General features: G+C 37.9%; 20 protein-coding genes. 5 read left to right on the top strand and 15 right to left on the bottom strand.

What is annotated here, in order from left to right:
- Positions 1-208: 208 nt before the first annotated feature.
- The 3 genes from J2R98_RS09660 to J2R98_RS09650 all read left to right on the top strand — a co-directional run bounded on the left by J2R98_RS09660 (position 209) and on the right by J2R98_RS09650 (position 4,267).
- Positions 209-1,939, top strand: a complete 1,731-nt coding sequence (locus tag J2R98_RS09660; protein WP_307068440.1) for an ABC transporter ATP-binding protein — start codon at positions 209-211, stop codon at positions 1,937-1,939.
- The gene (locus J2R98_RS09655) at positions 1,929-3,761 is read left to right on the top strand and encodes an ABC transporter ATP-binding protein (protein ID WP_307068438.1); all 1,833 of its coding nucleotides are present in this window, start codon (positions 1,929-1,931) and stop codon (positions 3,759-3,761) included. Before J2R98_RS09660 ends, J2R98_RS09655 begins: the two co-directional genes overlap by 11 nt.
- 281 nt (positions 3,762-4,042) lie before the next feature.
- Positions 4,043-4,267 carry a DUF3892 domain-containing protein gene (locus tag J2R98_RS09650; RefSeq protein WP_307068437.1) on the top strand — a complete coding sequence of 75 codons (225 nt, stop codon included), beginning with the start codon at positions 4,043-4,045 and terminating at the stop codon, positions 4,265-4,267.
- A gap of 50 nt (positions 4,268-4,317) precedes the next feature.
- Here the strand turns inward: J2R98_RS09650 and J2R98_RS09645 are convergent, their stop codons facing one another.
- The 7 genes from J2R98_RS09645 to asnB form a co-directional block, all read right to left on the bottom strand.
- Entirely contained in the window at positions 4,318-5,130 is an 813-nt protein-coding gene (locus J2R98_RS09645; protein WP_307068435.1) for an RsiV family protein, read from the bottom strand.
- Positions 5,131-5,231: 101 nt separating this feature from the next.
- A complete protein-coding gene (locus J2R98_RS09640; RefSeq protein ID WP_307068433.1) occupies positions 5,232-6,794 on the bottom strand; it encodes a BCCT family transporter in 1,563 nt (520 codons plus the stop codon).
- A 45-nt stretch (positions 6,795-6,839) separates the two neighbouring features.
- On the bottom strand, positions 6,840-7,562 hold the full coding sequence (locus tag J2R98_RS09635) for an amino acid ABC transporter ATP-binding protein (RefSeq protein ID WP_307068431.1): 723 nt from the start codon (positions 7,560-7,562) through the stop codon (positions 6,840-6,842).
- Positions 7,555-8,214: an amino acid ABC transporter permease gene (locus J2R98_RS09630; protein WP_307068429.1), complete on the bottom strand. Its 660-nt coding sequence runs from the start codon at positions 8,212-8,214 to the stop codon at positions 7,555-7,557. Before J2R98_RS09630 ends, J2R98_RS09635 begins: the two co-directional genes overlap by 8 nt.
- 28 nt (positions 8,215-8,242) lie before the next feature.
- Positions 8,243-9,028 carry an ABC transporter substrate-binding protein gene (locus tag J2R98_RS09625; protein ID WP_307068427.1) on the bottom strand — a complete coding sequence of 262 codons (786 nt, stop codon included), beginning with the start codon at positions 9,026-9,028 and terminating at the stop codon, positions 8,243-8,245.
- Between the two features lie 199 nt (positions 9,029-9,227).
- Positions 9,228-9,377, bottom strand: coding sequence for a hypothetical protein (locus tag J2R98_RS09620; RefSeq protein WP_307068425.1), 150 nt, complete (start codon positions 9,375-9,377; stop codon positions 9,228-9,230).
- Between the two features lie 288 nt (positions 9,378-9,665).
- A complete protein-coding gene (asnB, locus tag J2R98_RS09615; RefSeq protein ID WP_307068423.1) occupies positions 9,666-11,513 on the bottom strand; it encodes an asparagine synthase (glutamine-hydrolyzing) in 1,848 nt (615 codons plus the stop codon).
- Positions 11,514-11,660: 147 nt separating this feature from the next.
- Between asnB and J2R98_RS09610 the strand changes: the two genes are divergently transcribed.
- The gene (locus J2R98_RS09610; RefSeq protein WP_307068422.1) at positions 11,661-12,548 is read left to right on the top strand and encodes a cation diffusion facilitator family transporter; all 888 of its coding nucleotides are present in this window, start codon (positions 11,661-11,663) and stop codon (positions 12,546-12,548) included.
- Between the two features lie 219 nt (positions 12,549-12,767).
- Here the strand turns inward: J2R98_RS09610 and mbcS are convergent, their stop codons facing one another.
- The gene (mbcS, locus tag J2R98_RS09605) at positions 12,768-14,345 is read right to left on the bottom strand and encodes an acyl-CoA synthetase MbcS (protein WP_307068420.1); all 1,578 of its coding nucleotides are present in this window, start codon (positions 14,343-14,345) and stop codon (positions 12,768-12,770) included.
- 150 nt (positions 14,346-14,495) lie between these two features.
- Here mbcS and J2R98_RS09600 point away from each other — a divergent pair, with 150 nt between their 5' ends.
- Complete coding sequence (locus J2R98_RS09600) at positions 14,496-14,876, top strand: RidA family protein (protein ID WP_307068418.1); 381 nt, start codon at positions 14,496-14,498, stop codon at positions 14,874-14,876.
- Between the two features lie 92 nt (positions 14,877-14,968).
- Here J2R98_RS09600 and J2R98_RS09595 read toward each other — a convergent pair whose 3' ends face one another.
- From J2R98_RS09595 to J2R98_RS09565, 7 genes are all read right to left on the bottom strand, one after another.
- Complete coding sequence (locus tag J2R98_RS09595) at positions 14,969-16,600, bottom strand: b(o/a)3-type cytochrome-c oxidase subunit 1 (RefSeq protein WP_307068416.1); 1,632 nt, start codon at positions 16,598-16,600, stop codon at positions 14,969-14,971.
- Between the two features lies 1 nt (position 16,601).
- Complete coding sequence (locus J2R98_RS09590; RefSeq protein WP_307068414.1) at positions 16,602-17,075, bottom strand: cytochrome c oxidase subunit II; 474 nt, start codon at positions 17,073-17,075, stop codon at positions 16,602-16,604.
- A 30-nt stretch (positions 17,076-17,105) separates the two neighbouring features.
- Positions 17,106-17,216, bottom strand: coding sequence for a hypothetical protein (locus J2R98_RS09585; protein ID WP_017186289.1), 111 nt, complete (start codon positions 17,214-17,216; stop codon positions 17,106-17,108).
- A 159-nt stretch (positions 17,217-17,375) separates the two neighbouring features.
- Positions 17,376-17,513 carry a hypothetical protein gene (locus J2R98_RS09580; RefSeq protein ID WP_307068411.1) on the bottom strand — a complete coding sequence of 46 codons (138 nt, stop codon included), beginning with the start codon at positions 17,511-17,513 and terminating at the stop codon, positions 17,376-17,378.
- A gap of 173 nt (positions 17,514-17,686) precedes the next feature.
- Positions 17,687-18,376: a Crp/Fnr family transcriptional regulator gene (locus J2R98_RS09575; protein WP_307068409.1), complete on the bottom strand. Its 690-nt coding sequence runs from the start codon at positions 18,374-18,376 to the stop codon at positions 17,687-17,689.
- Between the two features lie 86 nt (positions 18,377-18,462).
- The gene (locus tag J2R98_RS09570) at positions 18,463-19,095 is read right to left on the bottom strand and encodes a trimeric intracellular cation channel family protein (RefSeq protein WP_307068407.1); all 633 of its coding nucleotides are present in this window, start codon (positions 19,093-19,095) and stop codon (positions 18,463-18,465) included.
- Between the two features lie 115 nt (positions 19,096-19,210).
- Positions 19,211-19,666: a DinB family protein gene (locus tag J2R98_RS09565; protein ID WP_307068406.1), complete on the bottom strand. Its 456-nt coding sequence runs from the start codon at positions 19,664-19,666 to the stop codon at positions 19,211-19,213.
- Positions 19,667-19,719 lie beyond the last annotated feature (53 nt).

The raw sequence follows: 19,719 nt of genomic DNA, 5'->3' as shown, positions 1-19,719 counted from the left end.
CTATTCTTTGAACTCTTACATATGGTAATATATTAAATATATTTCGCATCCCTTAATAATAGTTGAACGACTACATCATAAAAAATAAGAAAATTCGGTTTTCTTCTATGGTTATTTAAAATTTCGCGATAAAATATAAAGCGTCTGATATGAAATACGCATTAAAAGAAACACTAATATATACCGTAACTGCTGGGGGCTACCAACGATGATTCATGTTTTAAAGAACTTATTACCTTACCGTTTTCATATGATTATTGCTTGGACATTAATGTTAATTGAACTAGGTGTCGAGTTAATGCTTCCATTCATTTTAATGAGAATGATTGATGAAGGCATTTTAGTCCAAGACTTAAACAATGTTGTCTTTTGGGGCTCTATTATGATCGGCCTTGCCCTTTTGTCGTTTGCGGCTGGAATTGGAAATTCATTTTTTGCAGCACACGTCACGTTTAAGTTTGGATATGACGTTCGTGGAAAGCTTTTTGACAAAGTTCAATCCTTCTCATTTAAAAACTTAAACGAATACCCAACATCATCATTAATCACTCGTTTTACAAATGATGTTAGACAAATACAAAACGGTGTGTTTATGGCATTAAGAATCATGTTACGTGCACCCCTTCTAGTACTTGGTGGTGTCACGATGGCGTTTGTCGTTAACTGGCGAATTGCCTTAATCTTTTTGATCTCTGTTCCTATTTTACTTATTTTCTTAACATGGGTGTTGAAAAAAGGAAGTCAGCTATTTGAACGAGTGCAAGCTAGACTCGACAACGTTAACAGCGTTATGCAAGAGAATTTAGCAGGCATTCGACTCATTAAGGCTTTTCTTCGACGTGATCATGAACAAAACCGCTTCGTTGGTGCGAACACTGGCTTAATGACTGAAATGAAGAAGTCCCTTCGCTTAATTGAAACGTCAATGCCAGTTTTGTTGCTCGTTATGAACTTAAGCTTACTATTCATTCTTTGGTTTGGTTATGGTGAGATCAATAACAACAATGCGACTGAAGGTGAGATTGTTGCCATTATTAACTATGCACTTCGTGTATCAATGGCTATTTCGATGTTTGGCTTTTTAACGATGGCTTTCGCGAGAGCTAAAGCTTCTGGAGAAAGGCTAAAGAACGTCTTTACAGCCCACATCGATTTAGTAGAAGCTGATGATGCTAACCCGTCGAAGCGAGTTACCGATGGCAAAATTGAATTCGATCACGTTAAGTTTAGTTACCCTAATTTAAAAGAAAACGTACTTTCAGACATTAGTTTTACCGCTCGCGCACAAGAACAAGTAGCTATTATTGGCGCGACAGGTTCTGGTAAGTCATCGTTATTTCAGTTGATTCCTAGATTATATGATGTAACAGAAGGTGCGATTTACATTGATGGAAATGATGTGCGCACATTAAAGCTAGATCATTTAAGAAAAGCAATCGGCTATGTCCCACAAGCTCCTCTTCTATTTACAGGGTCAGTTTATGACAATATTGCTTGGGGTAAAAACGATGCCACTGAAGAAGAAGTTATTCAAGCAGCTAAAGATGCTCAAATCCATCATGCGATCGCTGATTTGCCAAATGGATATAAAACAAAAATCGGTCAAAAAGGCGTTAACTTATCTGGTGGTCAAAAACAACGTGTTTCCATTGCACGCGCACTTGTTAGAAAGCCGAAAGTTTTAATGCTTGATGGTAGTACGAGTGCGTTAGATTTAAAAACTGAAGCTAAATTGTTAGATGCTATTGAACAATATGAATGTACGACTTTAATCGTAACGCAAAAAATCACAACAGCTATGAACGCTGATCGCATCATGTTGTTAGACGATGGTGAATTGCTAGCTGAAGGAACACATCGTGAGTTAATGAAACGCTCTGACATGTATCGTAAAATTGTAGAGTCGCAGTTTGGAAAGGAAGAAATCCATGAGCTTTAAAGACAAACTAAAAGAGCCTTTTCAATATGAAAAAATCGACTTAAACGAAGCTGAACAAGTCGATGAACATTCGAAGCCTAAAGTCCGCGACTGGAAAGGCACCGTTAAGCGAATATGGAAGTACTTATTAAGTGAGAATTGGTTGCTTCTTTTTGTCATCGTCATGGTCGTCTTTAGTTCAGCCTTCTCCCTATTAGGGCCGTATATGATCGGTATGGGTGTCGATGATTACATTGTGGAAAGGCAAACTGAAGGAATTGGCACTTTAATTGTGACGTTATTACTTATTTACTTTGGTTACTCGTTAGCGATCTTTTTACAAAACTTTTTCATGATTGGGATCGCGCAAAATACAGTTTATCGTTTACGTTCACAACTGTTCAATAAACTTCATGAACTGCCGATTAAGTTTTTTGACAAACGGCAGTTCGGTGAAATTATGAGCCGTGTAACGAACGACGTTGATAATATTAGTAACACATTAAACCAATCGGTCATTCAAATTTTCCAAAGTATTCTGACACTAGTCGGTACAGTTGCTGTCATGTTTTACTTAAGTCCATTATTAACAGTTGTGACATTAACGATCGTCCCTATGATGGTCTTCGGGATGAAATGGATCACGAAACGAACAGGACCGTTATTCAAGATTCAACAGCGCAGAATTGGTGAAATGAACGGTTATGTTGAAGAGACGATCTCTGGGCAACGTATTGTCAAAACCTTTTCTCAAGAAAACAGAGTGTCACGTGAGTTTGAACAACGCAATGATGATGTCATGCGCTCTAGTTATTGGGCTGCTGTTTTCTCTGGCTTTATTCCGAAGTTAATGAACATGTTAAACTCATTCGGATTTGCGATTATTGCATTTGTCGGAAGTATTTTTGCGATTAACGGTATGGTTACAGTCGGTACTATTGTCATCTTTACCGAATTGGCTCGTCAGTTTACCCGACCATTAAACGAGCTATCGAATCAATTCAATCAGCTACTTACAGCTGTCGCTGGTGCTGAGCGTGTATTTGATATTATCGATGAAGATAGCGAAGAGTTAGATGAATTAGATGCCATTGAAATCGATGAACCTGAAGGAGATGTAGAGTTTCAAAATGTCGTTTTCTCATATGATGAAGACGAAGTGGTTTTAAATGATGTTTCATTTAAGGCGGATGCAGGCAGTACCGTTGCTTTTGTTGGTCATACAGGTGCTGGTAAAACAACGATTATTAATCTAATGTCACGCTTTTATAACTACGATGACGGTAAGATCTTATTAGATGACACTGATATTAAAGATATTAGACGTTCTAGCTTAAGAAAACATATGGGATTCGTGCTTCAAGACGCCTTTCTCTTTGAAGGCACCATTCGTGAAAACATTCGTTACGGCAAATTAGATGCCACAGACGATGAAGTTGTTGAAGCTGCAAAAATGGCTAATGCACATTCCTTTATTACGAAATTCCCTAACCAATACGACACAGTATTAGACCCTGACGGAAGTGGGATTAGCCAAGGGCAAAAGCAATTATTGACTATTGCACGCGTCATCTTATCTGATCCGAAAATTTTAATACTCGATGAAGCGACAAGTAGCATTGATACAGTTACTGAAATTAAAATCCAAGAAGCTTTACAACGTCTAATGGAAGGACGAACGAGTTTCGTTATTGCTCATAGACTTAATACGATTCAAAATGCAGATCAAATCATCATGTTAGAGCATGGTAAGATTATTGAGAAAGGATCGCATCACGAACTCGTGAAACATGGCGGTAAATATGCTGACCTATATCAGACACAGTTGAAGCAAAAGGCTTAGATTGTGTTTGGGAGTTATTTTGGCGCTCGTGTGGACTTTTTGGCGTTCACGATTTTTATTTGGCGCTCGCATGAATTTTTTTGGCGTTCATCAACTTTTATTGGCGCTCACAACCTTTTTATCAGCGTTCATCAACTTTTATCGGCGCTCGCAAAATTTTTATCAGCGTTCATCACATTTTATCGGCGCTCACAACCTTTTTATCGGCGTTCATGACAATTTATCAGCACTCGCATAAAACCCTCCATTCCAAGACAAAATAATCTCAAGGAGGGATTGTGATGGCAACAGAATTTGTCGCAGTTCGCCACAACGAAGATGGTGATCTTACTCATTTCAAAACGGCTGATGGTAACATTTTAGATTACGATGAAGCTTTAGCGCTTGTAGAACAAGGCGAAGTAGATGGTGTCACAATCGGAAAAGCACGAAATGGGCGTACAACCATTCGTGGTGTTGCAGATGGCGACCCGAACAACAATTTAGATCATCTCGAAACGTTTTAATACAAGAAGAGAGCCTTTAGGGGGGCAGCACCCTCTAAAGGCTCTATTTTTTATAGGTAAAAATCCTGTCCAGTCTGATCTTCTACCTTCATTCTTTCAAGCCACTCTGGTTTGAATAAGTCTTTCACTTCATTAATTGGGATACTCACTTCAGGGGTTCCAGCAACGCCTGCTAATACTTCATACTTATTAAACTTAAACACGATATTACCATCTTCAATGTACATATTTGTAAAATGATAATCCGTTTGCGATAACCAACGTTGTAATTCATCGTCTAAAATATAAGCACTATATTGCTCTGAGTCCTTCAACTTCTGCTCAATAATTGGAAATATAGTACTTTGAGCTTCATCTGGGTCGATAAATAACTCAGATCGGTTGATTAACTCACCTGCTTTTAAATCAACCATATAAACGCTCGCTTTCTGATTGACACTGGCTCCACCAGTAAACGTTTCTTCACTAAATATAACAGAATACAATTCTTCTCCAGCAGGTTCAATTTCAACTTTTAAACTTAAGTTACCTGGCGTGTCTGCATCTACACGACCTAATTGTTCGACCTCATGAAAAAATTGATTCATCACTTGTTCAACATAATCGCCGAAAAACTCATTTAATTCTTCAGAGTCAAACACTGGTGCTTGAACAAACAAAATATAATCTTCTGTTTCTCGGGAAACCGTTCGAATATTAATGTTTGGGTATCCTGACTCTTCAATTTCACCAGTATCATTAACCGTCTCTAATGCATGTAGTTTCGAACTTTCATCAAAATCAGGTGCAAAAAATATTAAACCGACTAAATAACTCACCAGAAGTGATACTAAAAAATACCGTAACGTCTTTTTTGAGCTCATGATCACATAACCCCTTGTTAAGCTTAGTACTATTATTTAGCCCTATAAAAGAACAGATTATTCATAAAAAAACACCGACAGTAAGCCGATGTTTTTCCATTCTAATCTTCTTCCTTTTTCCTTAACTCTTTATTTTTCTTCTCAAGCTTTCTAAAACGGCGGACTTCTTGTTTACTAATTGGAACTTGTTCGTTTCGTAACATTTTTATTATCGAGTAAAGCAAAATGAGTAAGATTACAGTAAAAGGAAGAGCTGATACGAGTGATGCTGTCTGTAATGCATCAAGACCGCCAGCTAATAATAGTACACCAGCAATGGCTGAAATGAGCACACCCCAAACTAATTTCAAAAACAATGGCGGTGACAAACTTCCTTTTGCAGCCATACTACCCAGTACATATGAAGCAGAATCGGCTGACGTAATTAAAAAGGTGAAGATCAATAACAACGAGACTACCGATAAAATAGTTGTTAATGGTAAAGTTTCATACAACTCAAACAGCGCCACTGCCACGTCGTTATCAACCGCTTCAGCAATCATCGTTCCTTCATTTAAATCGCTATAAATTGCTGCACCACCAAACGCTGCAATCCATACACAAGCAATCGCTGGTGGAACAATCATCACACCAATGACATATTCACGAATTGTACGGCCTCTTGACACACGAGCAACAAATGCTCCAACAAAAGGTGACCACGCAATCGCCCACGCCCAATAGAACACTGTCCAATCCCGGACCCACGTTCCTCCTTGGTATGGTGTTAACCTCAAGCTATAACCGATAAAATTTCTTAAGTAATCACCTATGCCGGCCACAAATGCATTTAGAATAAACGTCGTCGGACCAGCAATAAATATAAATAAAAACAGTATGATACATAAAGATAAGTTCACGTTACTTAAATATTTAATCCCTTTATCAAGACCTGTCGTTGAGGAGATCATGTATGCTACAAACATGACAACAATGATTAACATTTGAACCCATATAGCTGTCGGTAAAGGAGTTACAGTTGATAAACCGCTATTCGTTTGCATAACACCTAAACCTAAAGTCGTCGCAACACCCATGACTGTTGCAATGATTGCCAATGCGTCAATTGTCGTCTTTAAGGCCGGTCTTTCACCTGTCACTGGCTCCATCGCTTTAGAGATTAATCCATTATCATTACGGCGAAACTGCATAAATGCTACAACTAAACCAACTATGGCAAAGACTGACCATTGACTAACTCCCCAATGAAAGAAGGCATAACCCATCGCGACACGAGCCGCTTCTTCTGTTTGAGCTTCCACACCAGCAAAAGGCGTAGAAAAATAGTGTGACATCGGCTCAGCGACTCCCCAGAAAACTAGACCTACACCAAACCCAGCGGAAAATAACATCCCGATCCATGTAAAGAACGGATATTCAGGTCGTTCCCCATCATCACCGAGTCGAATTTTCCCATAGCGACTAATAGCTAATCCAATTAAATAAATGATAATCACAAATACGGCAACTAAATAAAACCAACCGAAATGATCCGTCGTAAATACAAATAATGTCCCCGCTACATCACCAAATCGCTCTGGCATAACAGCCCCGACAATTACTAGCAATGTCACAACCGTTGCTGATATATAGAAAACAGGATTCTTAAAGTATTCTGATTTCATTCACTAGCCCTCCAAAGCTCATAGCATTTGAAGTGACCGAAAATATTAAAGCACTTTGTCTAAAAACGATTGCGCTCTTTCTGTTTTAGGCTTTTCAAAGAAAGATTTCGGATCACTTTCTTCTACTATTTTGCCTTCGTCCATGAAAATAATACGGTCCGCAACTTCCTTAGCAAAACCCATCTCATGCGTTACTACAGCCATAGTCATCCCTGAGTAAGCTAAATCTTTAATTACATCAAGTACTTCTTTAACCATTTCTGGGTCTAAGGCAGAAGTGGGTTCGTCAAATAACATCAGATCCGGTTCCATGGCTAAGGCTCTGGCAATCGCCACACGCTGTTTTTGTCCACCTGATAAGCTATTTGGGTAAGCCTTCACCTTCTCGCTTAAACCAACTTTACTTAATAATTGCTCTGCCTTACGGTTAGCTTCGGCTTTACTTTCCCCTTTTACAGTCATAGGTGCATAAGTTAAATTGTCCAACACATTCATGTGCGGAAATAAATGAAAGTGTTGAAACACCATGCCAATTTGTTGGCGTATGTTTAAAATATTAACGTGAGGGTTTGTTAGATCTTCTCCGTTAACAAACACTTGACCTGAAGTTGGTTGTTCTAATAAATTCAGACAACGAAGAAATGTTGACTTACCAGAACCAGAAGGACCAATAATTGTGACAACTTCACCACGTTCAATACTAGTATTAATGTCTTGTAAAACTTCTGTATCGCCAAAACTTTTGTGCAATTTTTCTACATTAATCACTTGCTCTCATCCTCCGTTCAACATACTTACCTATTAACGTTAAGATCATTACCATAGCGTAATATAGTAACCCAACGAAAATAAGTGGTTCAAAGCTTCGGTAAATGTCAGATGACACCACTTGAGCACGACGCATTAAATCTAAATAACTAATAACAGAGACTAGTGCCGACTCCTTCGTTAACGTAATAAACTCATTCATTAACGCAGGTAATATATTTTTCATAGCTTGTGGTAAAATTATTTTGATCATCATCGGTCGATAAGGTATACCTAATGCTTCTGCCGCTTCACGTTGCCCTTTATCAACCGCTTGAATACCAGCACGAATAATTTCAGACACATATGCCGAAGAATTCAAACCGAACGTTAATATAGCTGATAAAAACGGCGATATATCATACCCTGTAAGCTGAGGAACTGCATAATAAATTAATAATAACTGCAAAATTAAAGGTGTCCCTCTAAAAATCGATGTATAGAAATCAGCTAACCATTTCAATAATGTAAATCGACTAATTTTCACTAAAGCAATTAAAGAACCTAATATAAAACCAAAAATAATCGCTAATATGACAAACTGTAACGTGACCCATACTCCTTCTAACATAAAAGGAATATAAGGCACGATTTGGCTAAAATCCAAATTCATGCCTTATTCACTCCAATCCCCTTAAAAATTATTGTTCATCTAACTCCCATTTCTCTTCAAGTTCAGCAATCGTACCATCTTCTAAAAATTGTTCGATAACAGCACTAATGTCTTCTTGAAGCTCACTATCTTTAGGAAAAGCAATTGCCATTCCAGGAGAAGCTTCAGATGGATCTTCAAACCCTGCTAAGTCTTGTTCTTCAATGTATCCTTCAGCAACTGTCGTATCCATATAACCGACATCTATACGGTTTGTTAATAAGTCTTGAATAATATTCGTTGCTTCATCGACTGCATGAATTTCAAAATCATAATCTTCTTGTAGGGCTTGTGCACCTTCTTCTTGAATAGTTCCTAATTGAACACCCACTGTCTTACCTTCAATATCTTCTATACTTGTAATGCTTGAATCTTGCTGTGTAATAAACATTTCACCTGAGTGATGATAAGCTGGTGAAAAGTCAACATTCTCTTGTCTTTCTTCCGTAGCTGACATTCCCGCTAATACCATGTCAACACGATTAGATTGCAACGCTCCAATTAAGCCGTCAAAGTTCATATCCGAAACCTCTAATTCATAACCTAGCTCATCAGCAATCTTATGAGCTAAGTCAATATCGAAACCAACAAACTCACCATCTTCATCAATCGATTCAAAAGGCGGAAAATCTGCTGAAGTTCCCATTTCTAAAACCTGTTTTTCCTCAGAACTAGATTCTTCTCCACCAGCTTCTGTAGCACCCGTTCCGCATGCTGCCAATACAAGCATAAAGATTCCAACTAAAAAGATAATTCCCCAATTTTTGTTTTGCATTTTAACTCTCTCCTCTTTGTATATTTATGCGATTATATGTATATTAACACACGATAAGTCTTGTTTAAATAGTTTTTCTGCATAATTATTAATTTGTAATTTTCTAAATAGTGTAAGTGCTTACACTTTACATAAAAAAAGAAGCTGAAGAGAGTGTCTCTCATCAGCTTCTTCTATATATTATAGGGGGGGGAAGTTCTTACATGTCACCGTTGTCCATGTCGCCATCATCATCAGCTGGATCTTCTACTGGATCCTCTTCTGGCATTGGATCTTCTTCCATGTCACCACCACAAGCTGCTAATACTAAAGTAGAAATCATTAGAAAACTCATTAACCATTTTTTCATTTTTAAAACACTCCTTCTTAATTAATGTATCTTGAATTGTACTAGTGTTATACCTCGTATTCAATCGACATAAACCAACATTACAACATTGTAAGGTTTGATAAATTGTTGCAATTTTTTTAACCTAATTGTTACCTTTAGTAGTAATTTGAACCTAAAACGGACGATTTATACGAGTAAATATTTAAACTTATCATGATACTAAAATTAGAAATTATTCACTTTTACAGTTAATTAACTTTCAAAGGAGTATTCACTTAATTGCAAAATAGTTCAAATGCTCGTTTTTTACACTTCGATTTTCACATCGTAATGCTCCAGCCATGTGTTAATTTGCCATAAGTGTGCTAGTAGCTGCGGTCCTGTCATCAATTGACCATACCAAGGTTCTCTAAACTCTTCTCCTTGTGAACGAACTAACTGATCCACTTTATTTTTATCCAGTAATTCAAATAGTGGCGCGTCTTGTTTACTCAAAACCTCTTCCATCATGGATACGACTAAGGAAGTGTATTTCGGTTGGAATGTCTTAGGATAAGGGCTTTTCTTTCGGTATAGCACTTCTTCTGGTAACAATCCTTCTAACGCCTTTCGTAATAAACCTTTCTCATGTCCACCAGCTTGCTTCATCTCCCAAGGTGTATTCCATACATAATCGACTAAATGATGGTCAGCAAAAGGAACTCTCACTTCCAGTGTCGCTCCCATACTCATACGGTCTTTACGATCAAGCAACTGCGTCATAAACCATTGCATATTCACATAAAACATTTCACGCCGCTTTCTCTCTTTTTGACTTTCCCCTGTAAGCAATGGTGTTTCACGAACTGTTTGCTTATACCGTTCCATTGCATACTCTTGTATATTAAGTCGACTTTTCCATTTTGAATTTAACAAATCTTCTCGTAGCTGAAGGGATCTAATCCACGGAAAGCCATCTCCATCTTGTTTAAAATCATCTTGAAACCATGGATAACCACCAAAAATTTCATCAGCACACTCTCCTGATAAACTAACGGTTGTTTCTTGTTTTACTTGCTTACAAAACCATAGCAATGACGAATCAACATCAGCCATACCTGGTTGATCCCTTAGTAGTACCGCTTCTTTTAGAAAACCTGCTAAATCTTCTTCACTAATAAACAAGTCACGATGATCTGTGTTGAACTGATCAACAATTAACGATTTAAAATCTGCATCTGAGTTCGGTTGAAATTTACTTTTTTCAAAATATTGATCATTTCCTTTATAATCGACCGAAAATGTCGGTAAAACGCCTTTACCCTTTTCTTTATAATAGTTAGCTGCAATTGCTGTAATAGCACTAGAATCAATGCCACCTGATAGAAAGGTCGATAGAGGTACATCAGAAACTAATTGCCTTTCAACTGCATCTTTAAATAAGAAACGCACCTTTTCAACCGTCTCGTCAAAACTGTCAGTATGTTCTTCACTTTTCAAATTCCAATACCGCCAAATCTTTACACCTGTCGTCGAGCATGATAAAGCATGCCCGGCCCTTAACTCGTTGATCTGTTTAAACAAACCATGACCAGGTGTTCGTGAAGGTCCAAGCCCCAACACCTCTGAAAGACCTTCACGATCTACTACAGGCTCTATGTTTGGATGTTTGAGTAAAGCCTTTATTTCAGAAGCAAAGTACAATTGTCCGTTCACTTCACTATAAAACATTGGTTTTACACCAAGTCGATCACGTGCAATTAAAAGTTCTTCTTGCTGATCATCCCAAATGGCAAAAGCAAAAATTCCGTTTAACCGATCTAGACATTCCTTTCCCCACTTCACATAAGACATGACTAACACTTCTGTATCACATGTCGTGTTGAACGTGAAGCCATCTTTAACTAATTCTTTCCGTAAATCTTCTGTGTTGTACAACTCACCGTTATAAGCAATGGTGTAAGAATGGCCTCCATTTTTAACCGTCATTGGCTGCTTACCCTTTTCAGGATCAATAACCGCTAGCCTTTGATGACCTAAGGCTACATGATTATTTATGAAAAAACCTTGGTCATCTGTTCCACGATGCACTAATGTTTCTGTCATCTCCTTCAGTAATGGCAGTTGTCCCTCATTTGTTTGATTCCAATTTAACCAACCTGTTAGTCCACACATGATGAATCGTCCCCTCATATTTTTACTATGTAGTCATCATATGTCGGTTAAGCCCAAGTGTTTCATTACGTTGTCAAAAATAGTTAGACTGAACCGTTTATTTATTGGTATGATAAAAAATATAACTGACGAAAAGTAGGTTGTTTTATGGAGAACCGAACTAAAAAAGCACAGTTTGCCTCGATTGTAGGGATTGTGGCCAACTTAATATTAGCAGTAGTTAAAGGGATCGCAGGTGTAATTGGTAACAGTAAAGCGCTAATTGCCGATGCCTTTCACTCAGCCTCTGATGTCGTCAGTTCCATTGCGGTACTTGTCGGTATTCGAGCAGCTCAAAAACCACCAGACCCAGAACATCCATATGGCCATGGTAAAGCTGAAAATATCGCAACCCTGATTGTCTCAATCTTACTCGTAGTAGTTGGGGTTGAGATTTTACTTGATTCTATATCTACTTTGTTCTCTGATGAACAATCCGAAACAGGCATGATTGCTTTATATGCGATTATTTTATCGTTAATCGTTAAAGAAGCACTTTTTCAATACAAAAAGCGACTCGGTGATAAAATTAATAGTCCAGCGATTATAGCAGATGCATGGCATCACCGTTCTGATGCTATATCATCATTAATTGCTTTAGTTGGTATAGGCGCAGCCATGCTCGGAAGCCACTATGACCTACCATTTTTGCAGTACTTTGACCCAGTAGCAGGTGCATTTATCGCACTACTCGTCATGTGGATGGGCTTTAAAATTGGACGCGATGCGGTAAGTGTTACGTTAGAAACTGTATTAGATGAAGGACGAACTAAGAAATTCGAAATGACAACGATGAAGGTTGATGGGGTTGAGCGATTAGACTTGTTAAACGCAAGAACTCACGGTTCATACGTCATTATCGATGTTAAAATCAGTGTTGACCCAAACATTACAGTCGATGAAGGTCACAGTATAGCTGCACGCGTAAAAGAAAAGTTAATGGAAGACCACCACGAAGTGCAAGATGTATATGTACACGTTAATCCTTATCATTAACGAGCGCTGATAAAATTGCTCGAGTGCTGATAAATTTTCATGAACGCTGATAAGTTTTGCTGAACGCTGATAAACCCCTCACGAGCGCCGATAAATTTTGCTGAGCGCTGATAAACCTGACACGAGCGCTGATAAATTTGTTCAAGTACCAAATAAATTGAACACATAATCAAACTGCTCAAAGCCTATATAGCTTTGAGCAGTTTTTTCATCCTATTATTATGATTTACTCATCTCTTGCTTTCTTAATTCTACGCGTCGAATTTTTCCTGACGTTGTCTTCGGTAACTCTTTAACAAATTCAATTTCCCGTGGATATTTATACGGCGCTGTTAATTCTTTTACATGGTCTTGCAATTCTTTTACGAAACCATCTCGCTTTTCATCAACATTTTCTTTTAACACGATGAAAGCTTTAACGACCGCACCACGTACTTCATCTGGGCTTGCTACAACGGCACATTCTTGAACATCAGAGTGTTTGACTAAAGCATCCTCTACTTCGAAAGGCCCTATTGTGTAACCCGAACTAATGATAATATCATCACTTCGACCTTCGAACCAGAAGTACCCGTCACCATCTTTACTTGCCTGATCACCTGTTAAGTAATATTCACCGCGGTAAGTTGCACTCGTCTTTTCAGGGTCTTTGTAATACTCTTTAAACAGAGCTGGTGTCGACTGGTGTACGGCAATGTCTCCTACTTCACCTTCACCTACAGGTTGACCATCTTCGTTAATAATCTCCACCCGATTACCTGGTGTTGGTTTACCCATCGATCCAGGGCGTACTTCCATACCTTTAATAATACCGACTAATAATGTATTTTCTGTTTGGCCATACCCATCTCTTACAGTTAGGTTAAAATACTTCTCAAATGTATCAATAACTTCTCTATTTAATGGCTCACCAGCTGAAACGGCACTGTGCATTTGATCTAAGTCATACTCGTCTAACCCTTCAACTTTCGCCATTAGACGATACTCAGTAGGTGTACAACATAAAACATTCACACCATAAGTTTGCATCAACTTTAAATATTTCGTCGGAGAAAACTTACCTTGATAAACAAAACCAGTAGCTCCTGAACCTAACACTGATAAAAATGGGCTCCATAACCATTTCGCCCAACCCGGACCAGCTGTTGCCCAAACTAAATCTTTTTCATTGATCCCTAGCCAATTTGAAGCTGCTGTTTTTAAATGGGCAAAGCCCCAACCATGTGTATGTACAACCCCTTTAGGATTACCAGTAGTACCAGACGTATAAGATAAAAACGCCATATCATCACGTTTCGTATTGGCTGTTTTGAATTCTGTTGGTGCATGCTCAACTAACTCATCTAAATGAGCCCAACCGTCTTTCGCTTCGCCTAACACGAACTTTTTAAGCTCTGAAACTTTATTTACTTGCTCAAATTCATTAATATACGGATGATGTGTAACAACTGCTTTCACATCACCGTGTTGAATACGATACTCTAAGTCTTTAGCACGTAACATTTCTGAACTTGGAATAACGACTAGCCCTGCCTTAAGTAATGCTACATAAACTTCATATGCTTGTATTAATCTTGGAATCACAACTAAAACTTTGTCGCCCTTTTCAAGTCCTTGGCTAACGAAAACATTAGCTAACTGATTAGCTCGACTAAACAATTGCTCATAGGTCACTTGGTCTGTGTTACCATCTTCATCTTCCCATACAATTGCTTTTCGATCAGGGTCTGTTAAAAACTGTTCAAACTCGCTTACAATATTATAGTTTTCTGGTGCAATGAGTTCTTCTCTTTTCAAAATTTACCCCTCCTAATTGTTACGCTTATATGTGATTATATTAAAAATTCAAATTTTTTCAAACCTGCTTTTTTACTATTTAACTTGAAATCCTTATCTCCACACTAAACTTTTGCTAATATAGAGTTAATAGAAAGGAGAGATTTTACCATGAAAAAAGTTTATTCAACAGATCAAGCACCTGCTGCAATTGGACCCTATTCACAAGCTGTAGAAGTGGACAACACGCTGTATGTCTCTGGCCAAATTCCACTTAACCCAGCAACGATGGAAGTTGTCGGTGACAGTATTGAAGAACAGACTCATCAAGTGATGAAAAATGTTGGTGCGATTCTAAAAGAAGCAGGCCTCAATTATTCCAACCTAGTGAAAACAACGATTCTTTTAGATTCAATGGACGATTTTGCAACAGTGAATGATATCTATGCAAGTTACTTAGAAGAACCTTACCCAACTCGCGCAGCATTCGAAGTCAGCCGTTTACCGAAAGATGTTAAAGTTGAAATTGAAGGAATCGCAAAGCGCGCATAGAAAAAGCGTAACCAATGTTGGTTACGCTTTTTTTCTCCCCGTATATACAAGGCTGGTATTTTTATAACCTTATAGATGATGAGATTAACAACTTACCAGAACTGATACCCTGGTGATCCTGGTGGTGCATCTTGAATTAAGTCAATAACAGGAATTGTATAAGCGATTAGGATTAGCAATATAGCAATCGCAATCCATACTTTCCAATTCTCCAATAACTTTGGTAACTTGTGCGTTTCTTCAAACTCTTCCCCTATTGGAAATTCTTCGCTTCCCTTAGGTGCAAAAAATGCTAGATTAATCATTAATCCAATGAATAGGAAAATCGAGAATAATAGTAAAGTTCCACCGACAGACATGGCTACTTCATAACTTCCCCATGACGCTGCTGCTTCATGTCCGTTGTAACTTGTAATTTGTGTTCTTCTCGGATTGCCTGATAGACCTGAAAAATGCATGGCAGCTGACATAATAAACATACCAACAGTCCATAGAACGATCTGATATTTTCCGAGATTGTTAATATGCTTTGTCAATACCCGACCTTTTAAATGCGGAATTAACCAGTAACTAATACCGAAAAACGTTAGAATAACCGTTGCACCGATCGTAATATGAAAATGCCCTGTTACCCAAATCGTATTATGAACAACCTGGTTCATTTGGTGACTAGCATTAATAATGCCGCCTGCTCCAGCAGGAATGAAAAAGGCCATTCCGATAAACGGTGCTATAAATCTTACATCACTCCAAGGTAACTTCTTAAACCAACCTAATAACCCTGTCGCTCCTTTTTCCCTACCGGCAATTTCAAATGAAGCGAACATCGCAAATGCTGTCATAAGTGAAGGAATGATCACAGCAAAAGTTAAAACGACTTGAACATACTTCCACACTTCACTAATCCCTGGCTCGAGTAATTGGTGGTGGAACCCAACCGGAATAGAAAATAGAATAAATAGTAGAAATGCTAACCTTGCTAATGAATCACTAAATATTTTTCCACCTATAATTTTCGGGACAGTCACATACCATGCCATATAAGCAGGTAGTAACCAAAAGTATACTAACGGGTGTCCAAAAAACCAGAATAGCGTACGACTTAAAGCTACATTAATCGTCTCTGTCCAACCGAATGACCACGGTATAAACTGCAATGTCACCGCTGTCACAACTCCAATTGTCGCGATCAACCAAAGTGCCAATGTCGCAACTGCCATAAAAGTAAATAACGGACTCTTTTCACCCTTATGTTCTTTTCGCCAGCTTCGGTATTGAGAAATAATAGCATAAGCTGCAAAATAGGTTCCGACAATAATAAACGCTAAACCTATATAGAAAAACGGTGAGGCTTGTAAAGGCGCATAAAACGTATACAACACTGTTGCTTTATTCATTAAAATTAGCGTAATCGCCATAATCGTGCCGGTCAACATCAATACGAACCCTACCCATGCAGCCTTTCGACGGTGGCTTGCAAATTCACCAGTTGTTTTAACAACCCCTGCATACATAAAACCAAAAATGAAAAATGTCGTAAAAACAAGCGCCAACAAAACGCCGTGAGCGGTTAATACTTGGTAGTAGTTCAATTCAACAGGTAATGTCAGCTGTTCACTTCTAACTAACGTTTGAAGTAAACCGAAAAATCCACCTATTAATAAAGCCGCAAAAGCTGTATAAAAGTGATACATACTTAAACGTGCATCTAATGCGTTAACCATTTCAGTACACCTCCAATTCAGCGCTCATAAAATGATGACCAGTGCCACAATACTCGTTACATAAAATTAAATAATTGCCCTTTTCTTCAAATGTATAAGTCATCGAATTCACATGCCCAGGTGTGGCCATCATATTAACTGTCGTACCAGCAATTTCAAATCCGTGCACGACATCGATTGTTGTAATTTGAAAATGTACGGTCGAACCTTCTGGAATTCTTACTTCATGAGGTGTAAAACCGTAAGACTCTAAGATCATGACAAGTTCATATTCATTCTCGCCTACTTTGTGTAATCCAGGATCATCAAACGGCTCTGTTTCATGTACTTTCTCTGGGTTCAATTTCGTTAAATCACTTGGTGCTCCATGGTGACCATCAGAAGCAAAAGCTTGAATTCCGACAGTCGTTAAAAATGCCACCAATGTTACAAACCCTATTGCTAACCAAACTTTCTCTAGCTTATGAATATGCATGTTGCATCTTCCTTTCAATATGTTTTAGTACTACATAAACCCAAAAAAGATTGATACCCAAGCCATGACAATAAATAAGCCAACTAATAATACAGAAACAAATGTACCAAACAACTTAGGTTCCTTACTGTGATTGCTCATCATGAAGCCTCCTTATTGACCTTTTCTACTTTCATCTTACGTGTAATCGTTTTCAAACTTTGTGATTTAAATCACAAAATCCGTGTTAATGATTGACGATATTGTGAATGTTTTCACAAACTGAACGAAATAAAAGCCACGCGTTTTACTGCGTGGCCATTAGTTGAAATAATTAACGATTATACTTATAACAATAATTAATACAATCAAAACAAGCATACAACCAGGGTTCCCGATCAAGCCTCGATGGAACAAATCATTGCTTTCTTCACTTTGGTCATTTGTTCTTTCTCTCACTGGTTTCTCCCCTTTCATAACAATACCGGCGCACAAACGAACATTTATTACAAATTATGTATTTTATACATTGTATCAGAAACGCTTTTCTTGTAAAAACCATAATATACCACTTAATAAATAAACACCTCCGACAACAGATACTCTGCTATCGGAGGTGTTAGCTCTTAAAACTATGTCGTTTGATAACTTTTCAAATCATCCATGTTGTAAACGATGATTTCATTACGATTATAAGAAATCAACTCTTCTTTTCGTAGTTTATTAAATGTCCGATTAACTGATTCTCGGGTAACGCCGATCATATTCGCTAAGTCACTGTTTGTAATCGGAATATGAACATAAATGGAATCATCCTGACGGTGTTTTCCCATTTCCTCAGTAATTCGAATAAGCGTTGTTACTGTACGTTCAAAAACTGTTTGGGTACTCATTTGCTGGATACGGTCTTGAAGTTCTAATATTTTCTTACCCATTACTCGCATAACTTTGATTGATATTTGAGGCTTTTGAAGTAATAGGTTTTCAAAAGCTTCAATTGGAACGGCGATCACATTAACATCTGTTAACGTAATAGCCGTTGCAGGATATGGTGTTTGGTCAAAAAAGCCGACATGAGGGAACATTTCATCTGAATGAATTAAGTTAATAACTTGTTCTTTACCATCAACACTCACTTTATAAACTTTTATCAACCCATGGATGACAAAGTATACAGATTCCCTTCTTGCACCTTCTCGAAAAATGATATCACCTTTTTTAAATTTGCGGTGGTGTGCAATTTTTCCTACTTCTTCTAATTCTTCAGGCGATAAATCTTGAAAAATCGGAAACTGTTTAAAGAAATTGACTGAACAAGCCATTGCAGAACGCCCCTTTAAGTCTTTATGCCTACCACTATTATAAAGGATGATTAGTTGTTCTAGGTGACAGTAATGTTAACATTTTATCAACTTTTCTTTAAACGTTTTAAGAACCTTAACCAATCTCCCCTACTAGGCAAACGCCAATCATAAATGACCGACAGCATTCGTAGCGTAATAATCAATACTAATAAAACCATTAACTCCCACATCACTTCAGCAATGCCAAGTCCAATCACAAGAGCACCTAACACGGCCCACATCGCATAAATTTCCTTATGTAACACAAGTGGCTTTCTTCCAGCTAACAAGTCACGTACCATACCACCACCAGCACCAGTTAAGACACTTCCGACAATGACTGCTGGGAGTGGATAACCCGCCGCTACTGCGAACAGTGCACCTTGAATTGCGAAAGCCGACAACCCGATCGAATCAAAGAAAGCACCCCACTTCTCCCAACCAGTAAAGAACCAGTGAAATGGTATAAAAAAGATTAATGTTAATGTTATAAAAGCTATAAAAAACAACATGCTTTGTTCCCATACTTCAGAAACGGGCAAACCTAAAACAACATGACGTATTAAACCGCCACCAAAAGCTGTTGTGAAACCTAATAAATAAACACCAAACAAATCATATTTTTCTTCCAAAGCAACAATCGCCCCACTAATTCCAAAGGCCATCGTTCCAATTACGTTTAAAATTTCCCACGTCATGTTGTCACCTCATCTCTACACACTTCATTATTTTAACAATACCACATCTAAACGATTTTCTCCTCCAAAAAAAGAATCACAATTTAATGTGATTCTTACAGTAGTGACAGATGTCTTAAGGCATTGCTTGTTGTTGTGCCTTAGCAGTAGCCAAATGCATCGACTCATGTGCACATAAAAACAGAAAAGCCTCTTTTAGTGATTGAATATGATACAACTCAAAGCCTAAAGGTTCATCAAGTTTTCCTGAAGCTATTTGTTGCATTTTTTGATTATGTATTTCAAGCTGACTGATTAATTCTTCCTTTCTAGGAATTTCATCAGACCAATTTTGAGGTGATGTACCTTTCATAAATAACTCCTTATAATGTTCTGGCAATTGACTGCTCTCACCTAGTGAACTTGTAATAACACGATCCCATACCGCCATTACATGACCTATATTCCATCGCGGGTTGTTATTAAAACCTTCTGGAATTGTATCCAACTCTTTCTCGGTCATACTTTCTGTCAATTGAATGATCCCTTTTCGCCAAAAATTTGCATTTTCAAATACAGCCTTTTCGTTCATAAATCATCCCCCTTTTAAAGACATCATAACAAACAAATCAATTTCAAGGAAAT

It is taken from the genome of Alkalibacillus filiformis, from assembly GCF_030814115.1.
Classification (GTDB): Bacteria; Bacillota; Bacilli; order Bacillales; family Alkalibacillaceae; genus Alkalibacillus; species Alkalibacillus filiformis.
Note: the sequence above shows the minus strand (reverse complement) of the source record. Positions and strands in the feature narration are given on the sequence as shown.

Bases quoted from the DNA above. Each gene is read 5' to 3' on its own strand.
- J2R98_RS09645 (WP_307068435.1), bottom strand. From the start codon at position 5,130: ATGAGCTCAAAAAAGACGTTACGGTATTTTTTAGTATCACTTCTGGTG.
- J2R98_RS09585 (WP_017186289.1), bottom strand. From the start codon at position 17,216: ATGAGCAATCACAGTAAGGAACCTAAGTTGTTTGGTACATTTGTTTCT.
- J2R98_RS09625 (WP_307068427.1), bottom strand. From the start codon at position 9,028: ATGCAAAACAAAAATTGGGGAATTATCTTTTTAGTTGGAATCTTTATG.
- J2R98_RS09620 (WP_307068425.1), bottom strand. From the start codon at position 9,377: ATGAAAAAATGGTTAATGAGTTTTCTAATGATTTCTACTTTAGTATTA.
- J2R98_RS09600 (WP_307068418.1), top strand. From the start codon at position 14,496: ATGAAAAAAGTTTATTCAACAGATCAAGCACCTGCTGCAATTGGACCC.
- J2R98_RS09655 (WP_307068438.1), top strand. From the start codon at position 1,929: ATGAGCTTTAAAGACAAACTAAAAGAGCCTTTTCAATATGAAAAAATC.
- J2R98_RS09565 (WP_307068406.1), bottom strand. From the start codon at position 19,666: ATGAACGAAAAGGCTGTATTTGAAAATGCAAATTTTTGGCGAAAAGGG.
- asnB (WP_307068423.1), bottom strand. From the start codon at position 11,513: ATGTGTGGACTAACAGGTTGGTTAAATTGGAATCAAACAAATGAGGGA.
- J2R98_RS09575 (WP_307068409.1), bottom strand. From the start codon at position 18,376: ATGGCTTGTTCAGTCAATTTCTTTAAACAGTTTCCGATTTTTCAAGAT.
- J2R98_RS09610 (WP_307068422.1), top strand. From the start codon at position 11,661: ATGGAGAACCGAACTAAAAAAGCACAGTTTGCCTCGATTGTAGGGATT.
- J2R98_RS09595 (WP_307068416.1), bottom strand. From the start codon at position 16,600: ATGGTTAACGCATTAGATGCACGTTTAAGTATGTATCACTTTTATACA.
- J2R98_RS09630 (WP_307068429.1), bottom strand. From the start codon at position 8,214: ATGAATTTGGATTTTAGCCAAATCGTGCCTTATATTCCTTTTATGTTA.
- J2R98_RS09660 (WP_307068440.1), top strand. From the start codon at position 209: ATGATTCATGTTTTAAAGAACTTATTACCTTACCGTTTTCATATGATT.
- J2R98_RS09640 (WP_307068433.1), bottom strand. From the start codon at position 6,794: ATGAAATCAGAATACTTTAAGAATCCTGTTTTCTATATATCAGCAACG.
- J2R98_RS09650 (WP_307068437.1), top strand. From the start codon at position 4,043: ATGGCAACAGAATTTGTCGCAGTTCGCCACAACGAAGATGGTGATCTT.
- J2R98_RS09590 (WP_307068414.1), bottom strand. From the start codon at position 17,075: ATGCATATTCATAAGCTAGAGAAAGTTTGGTTAGCAATAGGGTTTGTA.
- J2R98_RS09570 (WP_307068407.1), bottom strand. From the start codon at position 19,095: ATGACGTGGGAAATTTTAAACGTAATTGGAACGATGGCCTTTGGAATT.